The following is an 11,897-nucleotide window of genomic DNA, read 5'->3' as shown; positions in this document are numbered from 1 at the left end:
CGCTACGCGTCGAGCGACTTCTGCAGCAGGTACGTGCCGACCCAGCGGTCGAACTTGAAGCCGACGCCTTTGAGGTGCCCGATGGATTCGAAGCCCAGCTTCTGGTGAAGGTGCACGGAAGCCTCGGTGCCCTCATCCGAGATCACGGCAATGACTTCGCGGATGCCGATCTGCCGTCCGCGATCGAGCAGTTCGGTGAGCAGTGCGCCGCCCACGCCCTGACCGGTGGCGGCCGGCGACAAATAGATCGACCCTTCGACGGTGTGCTTGTAGGCAGCCTTGGGGCGCCAAGGGAACATGGCGGCATAGCCAAGCACTCGCTCATTGTCGTCGACCGCAACGATGAACGGTAGGCCCGAGTCTTCAACGCCGGCTCGTTTGGCGGTCATGATCTCGGGCGTGACCTCGACGATGTCGAAAGTGACGACGGTCGTGCTCACATAATGGCCGTAGATGTCGGCGAGCGCCGCGTCATCCGCTGCGATGGCGTCTCTAAAGTGGTGTGCCATGGCTGCTCCCGAGGTGTCGTGACAAATGATGCAAGTGGTGAGGGGTGAGGGGTGACGCGACCTTAATTTTAGGGGTCGATCTACCGGTCAACGCGCCAGTCGATAGGTGCAGCGCCTTGCGCCTCGAGCGCAGCGTTCACTCGACTAAACGGCTTCGAACCGAAGAATCCGCGGCTCGCAGACAGCGGGCTCGGGTGCGCGCTCACGATTACCGGCGTATCGCCAAGCAACGGCGCAACGGATGCCGCATCCTTGCCCCACAACACGGCAACGAGTGGTTGCGGCCTCGCCGCGAGCGCCCGAATCGCGTGGGCTGTAATCTCTTCCCAGCCGTGACGACGATGAGAGCCCGTCTGGCCCGCCTGCACCGTCAGCACCCGGTTAAGCAACAACACGCCTTGGCGTTGCCACGCGCTCAGATCGGGGTGCACAGCGGGCGGGATGCCGAGGTCGTCGTTCAGTTCCTTGTAGATGTTGGCGAGGCTCCGCGGTAGCGGTCGCACCGCCCGGTCGGCCGAGAACGCGAGCCCCACGGCGTGCCCGGGCGTCGGATACGGGTCTTGGCCGACGATGAGCACCCGCACGTCATCGAAGGGCGCTTCGAAGGCGCGCAGTACGACATCCGGTTGGGGAAGCCACGGCCGCCCGGCAGCAGTTTCAGCGTCAAGGAACGTCGTGATCGCCTTCAGTTGACCCTCTAACGGGTGTAATTCGCGAGACCACCCGGGGTCGACACTGCTCAAGTCCATGTCACTACGCTAATGCGCGCCCTGTCTACCGATAGCATCCGTTCATGTCATTCCTGCGCGGAAAATCCGGGGCCATCACGATGGGCCTCATCGGCTACCTCTTCTTTGTCGAGCTGGTGAGCGGAATCATTCAGGGGTATTACATCCCGCTGATCCCGGACATTGTCGATCACCTCGGCATCCGCGATGCTGACTTCAACTGGTTCGAAGCTGCGCAGTTGCTGCTGAGCGCCATTGTGGTGCCCATTTTGGCGAAGCTCGGCGACATGCACGGGCACAAGCGCATCCTGCTCATTTCGACCGTTCTGACCGCCGGCGCAACCTGGTGGCTGGCATTCACGGGTGACTTCACGAGCTTCTTGATTGCGTGGGCTCTGCAAGGTTTCTACGTTGTCTGGCTCCCGCTCGAAGTCGCGCTGATCTTTGACCGCGGACGCGTCACTGGCATGGGTGCATCCCAGACCCGTCGGGCCGCAGGATTCCTCGTGGTTGCTCTCGAAGCCGGTGCCATCATGGGCGCCCTCGGTGGCGGCCGCATCTTCAAGGCTTTCGGCGAGAACGTGCAGCAAACGCTGATGGTCCCGGCCATCGCAGTGACCATCGTCTTCTTCGTGATCCTGTTCGGCGTTCCCGAATCGAAACCGCTGCCGGGCCGCACTCTCGATTTCTGGGGCTTTGTGATCCTCACGATCGGCCTGCTGCTCATCACGTCGGGGCTCACATTCTTGCGCATCAATGGGCCCGAGGCGTGGTGGGTTTACCTCGTCATGCTCGCCGGTGTCGCGACCTTCATCCCGTGGGGTCGTTACGAACTGCGCCAGAAAGACCCCGCGATCGATCTTCGGATGCTGCGCGACCCGAGCATGTGGCCCATTCAGCTCACGGCGGGACTCGTCGGCATTAGCTTGCTCGGCGCTCAGGCGCCGCTCGCGACCTTCGCCGGCACCGACCCGATCAACGGGTACGGCCTCGGCATGGAATCGGATGAGATTTCGTACATCATCGGCGCCTACCTCGTTTCGATGATTGTGGGCGCACTGCTGTTCCCGATTCTGTCGAAGTGGAAGAGCCCGCGCGTCGCACTCATCGTGGCCACCTTCTTCGTGGCAGCTGGCTATTTGATGTTCTTGCCGTTCCACGCGACAGCACTGAGTGTCTTCCTCAACATGAGCATCGCAGGTCTTGGCTCGGGTGCGCTTGTCGGCGCCCTACCCGCTGCGGCCGCAGCAGCAGCACCGCGAGGCCAGACGGGCATCGCGACCGCGCTCACCAACACGACCAAGACAATTGGTGGCTCGTTCGCCTCGGCGATCTTCGCGATCGTGCTTTTGGCCGGGGCGGCATCCGCTGTCACCGAAACCGCCTCAAGCCTGTTCGGCTATCTGACGGTGTTCACCATCTGCGGTGTTGGTGCACTCGTCGCCGCCGTGCTGTTGTTCTTGGTGCCGAAGCTGGCGTTCGCCGATGTCGTGGACGAGATCGACGAGCTCGTTCCAGTAGCAGCGGCCGCAGCGGACGACACTGCGACCGAGAGCGCCGAACCTGCGGCAGCCCCCGGAAACAGCAACGACTAACGAACCTTCAGCTCACCGCGGATCATTTTGAAGGGTGCCGCCTGAGCGACCGGCTTAATCGTGACGAGGTCAAGGTTGACGAACGGCGGCAGCTCGAGAGCGTGCACGATCGCCTCGGCAATGTCATCGGCGACCAGCGGGTCGGGCACATTGTCATAGACGGTGTCGGCCTTGGCTGCATCGCCGCCGAAACGAACGAGCGCAAATTCTTCTGTCTTCACCATGCCGGGAGCAACCTCGATCACCCGGATCGGCTCCCCCGCGAGCTCTAGCCGCAACACAGCGGTGAGGGCGTGCTGAGCAAACTTAGCGGCGTTATACCCGCTGCCACCCTCGTACGGCACTGAGGCTGCGATTGACGTGATCATAAGGATGCTCGCCGTGTCGCCCTCAACGATTGCTTCGCGCAACAGCGGCAAGAGTGCGCTGGTTACTCGCTTGGTTCCCACAACGTTGACGTCGAACATCCGGATCCAGTCATCCGCGTCGCTCTCTTCAACACTCGCGACGCCGAGCGCGCCACCGGCATTGTTGACGAGCGCGTGGATGGGGCCAAGCTCACGCAGGTAGGCAGCGAGCGCCTCGACGTCATCCTGTTTCGTCACGTCGGCAACGAAGGTGTCGACGCCGGTGTCGGCCGCGAGCGCCGCAAGCCGTTCCTCCCGTCGGGCGACAGCAACCACCTGCCAGCCATGTTTCACAAAACGACGTGCAGTCGCTTCGCCGATTCCTGAACTTGCGCCGGTAACTACTACTCGCTTGATCGCCATGCTTTAACGGTAGTGGCTTCGGGCGGTGGCTAGCCACCGGATGCCGCGCTCGCTCACGCCGAGAGCTCGCTAGCGTTCGTTCGCGATCAGATATTCGGCGGAGGCCAGGATGGCGTCGGTGGAGGAAATGTAAGTGAACCCAAGGTCGCGCGGAGCATCAGAACCATCAACATCGAGGTTGCGTTGAATGGAGCCGGCCAGCGCCCGCACCGCGGGATTAAAGGGAGCCACAATCTTCACGAGCCAGTTGGGCAGCTGCCGGGTAGTGATCTTGCGCTCCGGATAGACATTCTTGAGCACGGTGCTGGCTTCGGCGATCATCATCGCACCCGCGTTCGCCGGATACCGTTTGCCGATCGCTGCCGCGGTGTCGATTGCTGCAACGTGCATGCGGGCAACATCGCGCACATCCACAATCGGGAGATTCGACTTGGGGTAGGCCGGATCGACACCTCCCAGAAAGCGCTCCACGTACGCCAAAGAAGTGCCGTAGTGCTCATCCATCGGCGGGCCAAAGACCGCGCCGGGGTTGATCGTGGTGAGCTGCATTTCAGGATGCTCGGCCACGAACTGCCACGCCGCTCGCTCTGCCAAGGTTTTGGATGCCTCATAAGCGGTGGTGTCAGGATGCGTCGGGTCCGTCCAGTTTGCGGGCGTCGAGACATCCATTCGCGGCTTAGTCGAATCCTTATAGATTGCGGCACAGCTTGAGGTGAGAACGACGCGGTGCACCCCCGCTGCCTGCGCGGCGACGAGCGCCCGCCGAGTGCCCTCCACCGCTGGGCGAATCAGCTCCTGGGGGTCCTTAGGCTCATCCACCGGGAAGGGTGACGCGGTGTGAAGAAGCACATCTACCCCGGCCATCGCCTCGGCCCAACCCTCGTCAGAGAGCAGATCAAGAGAGACAAAGCTCAGGTCGGCACCGGGAAACAAAGCCTCGACCTGAGCCTGTCGCGTTCCGGAGCGCACGGCAGCTTTCACCGAGTAGTTACTCGCCAGCAATTCGCGAACAATGTGTTTGGCGATGAAGCCTGAGGCGCCGGTAACGAGAACGGTGGTCATTTGTCTCCTGAAATGTTTTCTGCAGCGAACAGTCGGTTCAATCTAGTTCCCACAACCCGAGAAAAGGCACACGAAGCTCACGGCGAGGCCCAGTACACTTCAACGAATGACCGGAGCTTCTCTCACCACTTCGCAGCCTGCGCGCACCCCCAAAGTACGACTCCCGCACTGGGACAACGCCCGCTTTCTCGCCGTCACCCTCGTGGTGATTGGCCACGGCATTCAACGGATGACGTACGACTCCGACTACGCCCTCGCACTTTACTTATTTATTTACGCGTTCCACATGCCCGCGTTCGCAATTATCAGCGGCTACTTCTCTAAACCCGGAGCACCGACTGCCCTCCAAATGCGACGCGTCATCACCGACATCATCGTGCCGTACTTCATTATGGAGACCATCTGGACTCTCGTGAAGTTTTTGGTTGAAGGAAAAACGGATCTCAATCCCTCCACGCCGAGTTGGACACTGTGGTTCCTGCTCGCCCTAGGAATTTTCCGTCTTATCTTGCCGTACCTGTCTCAGGTACGGTGGCCCCTACTTTGGGCCGTTATCGCGTCGATCGGGGTCGGGTATCTAGACAACGTTGACAGCACCTTCTCGCTTTCGCGGGCCATCGGAATCCTCCCGTTCTTCGTTCTCGGCTGGGAGCTACGCGAGTGGGGCCTGATGGAGAAATGGAATGTTGCGGAGCGCATCGTGCTGCTGCGAGCGCTCGCGGTCACCGTCTTCTTGGCCTTTATGGCGATCATCCTCGCCAATATCGAACTCTGGCGCGCCATCGATCTCCGTTTCTGGTTCTTTTACGATGCCTCCTACCACGGCCTTGGCGAAGACCAATGGTGGGCCGGAGGAGTGCGCTTCGGGCTCATACTTCTCGCCGTCCTGCTCAGCGCTGCGTTCTTTGCGCTCGTGCCACGCCGCCACACTTGGGTTACGGATGCCGGTCAAGCCACCATGTACGTCTACCTCCTGCACAGCTTCATCCTCTATCCCCTCCGAGAGAGTGGACTGCTGCTAGACGACCGCGCCTCGGCGATGTGGCTCGTGAGCATGGTGCTCTGCTCGATCGGTATCGCTCTCCTGCTATCGACACCACTGGTTAAGAAGATTTTCCGGCCCATCATCGAGCCGAAGCCCAACTGGGTTTTTGTTCCCTTGCCCAAAGAGACAGATCTGTCTACTAAAAAACGTTGAGTTACGACATATTTCACGAGTGATTGACCAGCCCATACAGGCCTCCTTAGGCTCACAGTGTGGCGGTCATCCCGATCCACCAACCGACCTAGGAGGCCGCCGTGAGCGACTGGAACTTTGAAACCAAGCAGATCCACTCGGGCGCGCAGCCTGATCCCACGACCAACTCGCGGGCAACGCCGATCTACAAGACCACCGCGTATGTCTTCAACAACGCGGATCACGCTAAAAACCTCTTCGCGCTTGCCGAATTCGGCAACATTTACACTCGCATCCAGAATCCAACTCAGGATGTCGTCGAGCAGCGCGTTGCTGCCCTCGAAGGCGGAACCGCAGCGCTGTTGCTCGCGTCCGGCCAGTCGGCAACGACTTTCGCCGTTCTCAACATTGCTCAGGCCGGCGACCACATCGTTTCGTCGTCGTCTGTCTATGGCGGAACCTACAACCTCTTCAAGTACACGCTCGCGAAGCTTGGCATCGAGGCCACCTTCGTTGAGAACCAAGATGACGCCGCGGAGTGGGCCGCCGCCATCCGCCCCAACACGAAGCTCCTTTTTGCAGAGACAATCGGTAACCCACGCATCAACGTTCTCGACATCGAACTCGTCGCCGACGTCGCCCACGCTGCTGGCGTTCCGCTCATTGTCGACAACACGATCGCGACTCCGTACCTCATTCGTCCGTTCGAGCACGGCGCCGACATCATCGTGCACTCCGCTACCAAGTTCTTGGGCGGTCACGGCACGGTTCTTGGTGGAGTCATCGTCGATGGCGGCAAGTTCGAGTGGTCGAAGAACGTCGACAAGTTCCCCGGCCTCACCGAGCCAGACCCCTCGTACCACGGCGCCAGCTACACCGGCGTTCTCGGCGATGGCATTGCCTACATCATCAAGGCCCGCGTTCAGTTGCTGCGCGACCTTGGTTCTGCCATCTCCCCCGACAGCGCCTTCTCGCTCATCCAGGGAATCGAAACCCTCAGCCTGCGCATCGAACGTCACGTTCAGAACGCTCAAGCAATCGCCGAGTGGCTCGACAGCCACGACGACGTCGACACCGTCTTCTACGCCGGACTCCCCTCGAGCCCGTGGTACGCGAACGCCAACAAGTACGCGCCCAAGGGTGTCGGCGGAGTTCTCTCCTTCGAACTCAAGGGTGGAGTGGATGCTGGGCGCTCGTTCGTGAACAGTGTCGAGCTCTTCAGCCACGTCGCCAATATCGGTGATGTGCGCAGCCTCATCATTCACCCCGCATCGACGACGCACTCACAGCTCTCCCCCGAGCAGCAGTTGACTGCCGGAGTAACACCAGGACTGGTGCGTCTCTCGGTGGGCCTCGAGAACATCGAGGACATCAAGGCCGACTTGCAAACCGGTTTCGATGCCGCACGCGCCACAGCCGCTGAGGCTCGCGCGCGCGCCTAAGACTGCTGGCACAACGGTGGCGGTAGTGCTCTTCGGAGCACTACCGCCACTGCCCGTTAACGCGCTCGGCGTTCACCGTCTCCGTAATAATTTCGTGCCACACAGAATAGTTCGCGATACTTAAGATGACATGGACTGGCAGACACCTGAAGACACTGTTCCTTCGGCATTCATCACTGACGCAAACGTGCGTTCGCTCCTCGGCAAACCCCCGGCGACGGGCGCGTGGCGCGAGGGCGATCCGGTAGGTCACCGCCAGTTTGTCACTGTCACCGATCTTGCTTTGGAGTTCGGCCGCCGCCTTCCCTCGGCGCGAATCGCGTATGAGACGCACGGCACGCTCAACGACGACGCGTCCAACGCGATCCTCGTTGCCCACGCCCTCACCGGCGATAGCCACATTGTGGGCAATCCCGGAAACGGGCATGCAACCGCCGGATGGTGGAACGACCTTGTTGGCCCAGGCAAAGCCATCGACACAGACCGCTGGTTCGTCGTCTCCCCTAACATCTTGGGTGGCTGTCAGGGCAGCACCGGTCCGGCATCCCACGCCCCCGATGGCGCCGAGTTCGGCGCCCGCTTTCCGTTCATCACGATCCGCGACCAGGTAGCCGCGCAGGTTGCTCTGAGCGATGCCCTCGGCATCGACACATGGGCTGCCGTGATTGGTGGTTCGATGGGCGGCATGCACGCCCTTGAATGGGCGGTCGGGCATCCGGAACGCGTCGAGAAGGTAGCCGTTTTGGCGGCTCCGCCGGTCTCTACCGCCGACCAGATCGCCCACAACTCTGTGCAGGTGGAATCGCTCCGAACCGACCCCGCCTTTGCCGATGGTGACTATTACGATGCGGCGGATGGCGATGGGCCCCACCGCGGGCTCGCCTTGGCACGTCGACTCGCTCTTCTGAACTATCGATCCCCCGACGAGCTCAATGACCGTTTTGCCCGCACGTGGCAGAGCGATGTGAGCCCGTGGGGCAAAGGTGGCCGCTACGCCGTTGAAAGCTACCTCGATTTTCACGGCAACAAGTTTGCGCGCCGCTTCGATGCCAACAGCTACGTCACTCTCGTCGAGGCAATGAGCTCGCATGACATTGCGCGCGGTCGCGGCACCATCGCACAAGCACTGGCTCGCGCCACAATGCCCGCGCTCGTGGTGGGCATCGATAGCGATCGCCTCTTTCCGGTGTCCGGGCAAGAGATCATTGCCGAGCATCTGTCGGGCAACATCGATGGCGCGCTGCCTCACGTCATCCACTCGCCATTCGGGCATGATGGGTTTCTGATTGAAGATGCGCTTGTCAGCGCCCAGCTGGAACGCCTGCTCGCTCTCTAGATTTCCTGAGAGTTGCCCGCCATACGCGTGTTGCGCGAAAAAATGTCGCTTTCTCCTAGCATGCGGCGGTGCGTCACCCCCGAGGGAGGCACGAAATGTGCAAACATTGCCACAAATGGACCTGACTACGAAAGAACGAGATCGCCTACTTCAGCGCACTGCGCGAGTAGCGAGTCTTAGTTTTCTGATCGTTTCGATCGTATGCCTGAGCATCCCGGGGGCGGTGTCGACAACGACCCTGCTGCTGTGCCTCCCGCTCTATGCGGTCATGGCCGTGTTGCAGTTCCAAACCGGGAACAGCCGTTCGCTCGGCTGGGTCATTCCCTCGTTCGTCGTGGGCATCATCGCAATCCTGCTCATTGCAGGCACACCGGGCGGGCCGAGCCAAGCAGGGCTCTCCGCTGTCGCACAACTCTCGTCGGCATCCCTCGCCTGTCTTGCCATCGTTTTGACGACCACCCTGCTGCGCCGCGTCGTGCTGCTCGTCAGCTTCCTCTCGGTGGCGAGCGTCACCATTATTTCGCTCGCCCCGTTCCAGCCGCCCGTGCGTACACTCGCCCTCGCTATCTTCGGCTGGATCCTTGCCGCCCTCATCGGCTTCTGGATTAGCTCTGGTGTTCCGCAAGCCGTGCGCCGCATCGCCAGCATTGGTCGTGCTCACCGCGCAGAACGCCAAGCCAGCGAAACCGAAGCCCAACGCCGTCAGGGTGCTCGCCTGCTTCACGACACCGTGCTGGCCACCCTCACTTTGCTCGCCCACTCCGGTGTCGGCGTCTCCGCAGAAGCCATGCGTCAGCAAGCCGGCGACGATGCTCGACTACTGCGTCAGCTTCGTCTCGGCGCCACCCCCACGCCGCAAGCATCAGGCGACTACAACCTGAGCGCCCCCGTGAGCGAAACAGTGCTCGGCACGACGCTCGAATCAGTCAAGCAACGTTTCGGCCGCATGGGACTCGAAGTCAGTTGGCATGGCACCGGCCAGGTTCTGCTTCCCAGCGACGTCCTCGACGCCTTCCTGCTCGCCCTCGCTGAGTGTCTCGAAAATGTTCGCCGCCACTCCGGCGTCACCGAAGCTCACGTCACCATCACCGAAGACAACACCACTGTTCGAGCCATGATCACCGACTCCGGTGTCGGCTTCATCCTCGACGACGTTGATTCAGCGAGCCTCGGCTTCAAAGAGTCCGTCGTCGCACGGTTGAAAGAAGTAGGCGGACAGGCTCGACTGTTCTCCACCCCCGGCTCCGGAACCACTGTTGTCTTGGAGGTTCCCCGATGACCTACGCACCCCCCGAAGAAAACACTCTCGGCGTCATCGTCGGCGGCAAACCACGCCACGCCAAGAGCGCAACCGTTCGGCGCCTGGCCGGCGACGACACTCCCCGACTCATTGGCCTCGGCACCGGCTTCGTCGGCGTCGGAGCGGCCATTCTCGTGAGCCTTCGCGCCATCTATGGTCTGGTCTGGCTCGTGATCCAATGGGACATCTACCCCAACCCGATCGCGGCAGCTATCGCGTGGGGCCTCCTGATAGTTATTATCGTCGGCACCATCGCGGTGGTTCAACTCACCAGCGGCCAACTTCCGCTCTGGATGTTTGTGCTCTTTCTTGTCGGCCTCGCCGCGGTCATGGCGCTCGACATCTTTGCCATCTGGGATCTTCACGACATCGGCGGCCACGCCACCTCCGCTGTGGCAGCCGGAATGGCACTGCTGCTGGTGCTGACGGTTCGCCCCAGCGCAGACATCATCATCGCTATCTCTGCGATCGGAGCAGGCTTAACCGCCGCCATCGTGGTGAATGTGCCGCTGACTGACGACAACATTGCTCCACAGATCACGACTGTGGCTTTCGCCGTTCTCCCCACCGTGATCGGCCTTTCCCTCATCGTCAATTTCCGCCAACTCGTGCAGGTCGAGCTCGACCGCGTGCTCGTTCAAAGCACCCTGACTGCACCACGTTTTGCTGTCGGCATGATGGCATCCGAAGAACTTGCCCGCCTCGACCTCGCCGCCGAAAAGCTGCTCGACTCCGTGGCAAACGGGTCGACCAAGCTACCGTTGCAACCCAAAATTGCCTCGACGGCGGCATCCCTCGCCACCGAATTGCGACTGCACCTCATTGAAGGCCGCCGCGAGACCTGGCTCTATCACGCGATCACCGAGTCAGACCTGCTCGGCAAATCGGTAACCCTTACCGACAAGGGAAGCCTTGCCGGTTTGCTCGACCCCACCCAGCGAGACGGCTTGCTCTCGACTGCGTGGCTCTTTGTGACTGACACCACCAAACGCGGGGCCAAAAACTCCGTCCACATCACAATCGCGCCATCAACTACCGTTTTGGCGCCTGGTTTCGAAGACAAAGTGGCAGTCGGAATCTCAATCACCTCGACCGGAGTGGCACGAAATCGTGTCGACGCTTCCACCTGGGAAGCGGTCGCGAAGGTCGGAACGTATGCCGATTCCATAGAGAACTCCAGCGTGCGCCTCGACATTGAATGCTTAGTCGAAAACCCCGCTGACCAATAATTTTCGTAAGATAAGACGATCGACCAGAGGACTTAATCGTGACTGAACCAACAACGCGCATCCGGCTCGCTATCGTTGACGACCACCGAATGTTGCTCGGTGCACTCACCGAGTGGATTCGCCAGGCCGCAGCCGACATCGACATGGTTGTTGCCGTGCCGACGTGGCCCGAGCTCACGATCCATCCTGAGTTCCCCGTCGACGTTGTGCTGCTCGACCTCGACCTCAAAGACAACATCCCGGTTTCGCTGAAGATCAACACCCTCAAGTCGATGAACGTTCGCGTCGTTCTCATGAGCACCTACTCCGAACCCAACGTGGTTCGCGAAGCTCTCGCCGCTGGCGCCCTCGGCTACCTCGTTAAGAGCGAAGACGCCGAAATGATTGTGGAAGCAATTCGCGCGGCTGCCAAGGGTGAGTCGTTCATTTCAGCCGAACTCGACCTCGCGATCAATGCCGATGAGATCGGTGGCGCCCCCAAGCTCAGCGCTCAAGAGCGTCGCGTCATGGCGCTCTATGGCGGCGGTGAGCCCGTGAAATCGGTCGCCTACCAACTCAGCATTTCTGAAGAGACCGCCAAGAGCTACCTCAAGCGCATTCGCGAAAAGTACCGTGTTGCCGGATTCGATGTCGGCACCAAGGTAGCGCTGCGTAAGCGCGCTCTCGAGGATGGCATCCTCATCGAGACCGACACGATGCACCACCTCTAAGCTCTACGGCGCATTCCGGCCGCAATAACAAACCGCACT

Annotated in this window: 11 protein-coding genes; 7 read left to right on the top strand and 4 right to left on the bottom strand. The window is 60.9% G+C overall.

The window, feature by feature from the left end:
• Positions 1-2 precede the first annotated feature (2 nt).
• On the bottom strand, positions 3-509 hold the full coding sequence (locus I6E56_RS13735) for a GNAT family N-acetyltransferase (RefSeq protein WP_197139097.1): 507 nt from the start codon (positions 507-509) through the stop codon (positions 3-5).
• An 80-nt stretch (positions 510-589) separates the two neighbouring features.
• Positions 590-1,258 carry a uracil-DNA glycosylase gene (locus tag I6E56_RS13730; RefSeq protein WP_197139096.1) on the bottom strand — a complete coding sequence of 223 codons (669 nt, stop codon included), beginning with the start codon at positions 1,256-1,258 and terminating at the stop codon, positions 590-592.
• A gap of 44 nt (positions 1,259-1,302) precedes the next feature.
• On the opposite strand from I6E56_RS13730, the gene I6E56_RS13725 reads away from it, so the two are divergent.
• Positions 1,303-2,832, top strand: a complete 1,530-nt coding sequence (locus I6E56_RS13725; protein ID WP_231606731.1) for an MFS transporter — start codon at positions 1,303-1,305, stop codon at positions 2,830-2,832.
• Here the strand turns inward: I6E56_RS13725 and I6E56_RS13720 are convergent.
• Both I6E56_RS13720 and I6E56_RS13715 read right to left on the bottom strand, forming a co-directional pair.
• Positions 2,829-3,602 carry an SDR family oxidoreductase gene (locus tag I6E56_RS13720; RefSeq protein ID WP_197139095.1) on the bottom strand — a complete coding sequence of 258 codons (774 nt, stop codon included), beginning with the start codon at positions 3,600-3,602 and terminating at the stop codon, positions 2,829-2,831. The genes I6E56_RS13725 and I6E56_RS13720 overlap by 4 nt on opposite strands.
• Positions 3,603-3,671: 69 nt before the next feature.
• Positions 3,672-4,664, bottom strand: a complete 993-nt coding sequence (locus I6E56_RS13715; protein WP_197139094.1) for an NAD-dependent epimerase/dehydratase family protein — start codon at positions 4,662-4,664, stop codon at positions 3,672-3,674.
• A 106-nt stretch (positions 4,665-4,770) separates the two neighbouring features.
• On the opposite strand from I6E56_RS13715, the gene I6E56_RS13710 reads away from it, so the two are divergent.
• The 6 genes from I6E56_RS13710 to I6E56_RS13685 all read left to right on the top strand — a co-directional run bounded on the left by I6E56_RS13710 (position 4,771) and on the right by I6E56_RS13685 (position 11,858).
• Positions 4,771-5,862 carry an acyltransferase family protein gene (locus I6E56_RS13710; RefSeq protein WP_197139093.1) on the top strand — a complete coding sequence of 364 codons (1,092 nt, stop codon included), beginning with the start codon at positions 4,771-4,773 and terminating at the stop codon, positions 5,860-5,862.
• A 101-nt stretch (positions 5,863-5,963) separates the two neighbouring features.
• Positions 5,964-7,283 carry a bifunctional o-acetylhomoserine/o-acetylserine sulfhydrylase gene (locus tag I6E56_RS13705; protein WP_197139092.1) on the top strand — a complete coding sequence of 440 codons (1,320 nt, stop codon included), beginning with the start codon at positions 5,964-5,966 and terminating at the stop codon, positions 7,281-7,283.
• A 130-nt stretch (positions 7,284-7,413) separates the two neighbouring features.
• On the top strand, positions 7,414-8,619 hold the full coding sequence (locus I6E56_RS13700) for a homoserine O-acetyltransferase (RefSeq protein WP_197139091.1): 1,206 nt from the start codon (positions 7,414-7,416) through the stop codon (positions 8,617-8,619).
• A 115-nt stretch (positions 8,620-8,734) separates the two neighbouring features.
• Entirely contained in the window at positions 8,735-9,898 is a 1,164-nt protein-coding gene (locus I6E56_RS13695) for a sensor histidine kinase (protein WP_197139090.1), read from the top strand.
• Positions 9,895-11,148, top strand: a complete 1,254-nt coding sequence (locus I6E56_RS13690) for a hypothetical protein (protein WP_197139089.1) — start codon at positions 9,895-9,897, stop codon at positions 11,146-11,148. The genes I6E56_RS13695 and I6E56_RS13690 overlap by 4 nt, the downstream gene beginning before the upstream one ends.
• A gap of 38 nt (positions 11,149-11,186) precedes the next feature.
• Entirely contained in the window at positions 11,187-11,858 is a 672-nt protein-coding gene (locus I6E56_RS13685; protein ID WP_197139088.1) for a response regulator transcription factor, read from the top strand.
• Positions 11,859-11,897 lie beyond the last annotated feature (39 nt).

The organism is Salinibacterium sp. NK8237 (genome assembly GCF_015864955.1).
In the GTDB taxonomy this organism is placed as follows: Bacteria; Actinomycetota; Actinomycetes; order Actinomycetales; family Microbacteriaceae; genus Rhodoglobus.
The sequence above is the reverse complement of the archived record's forward strand: the minus strand, read 5'-3'. Positions and strand labels throughout refer to the sequence as shown.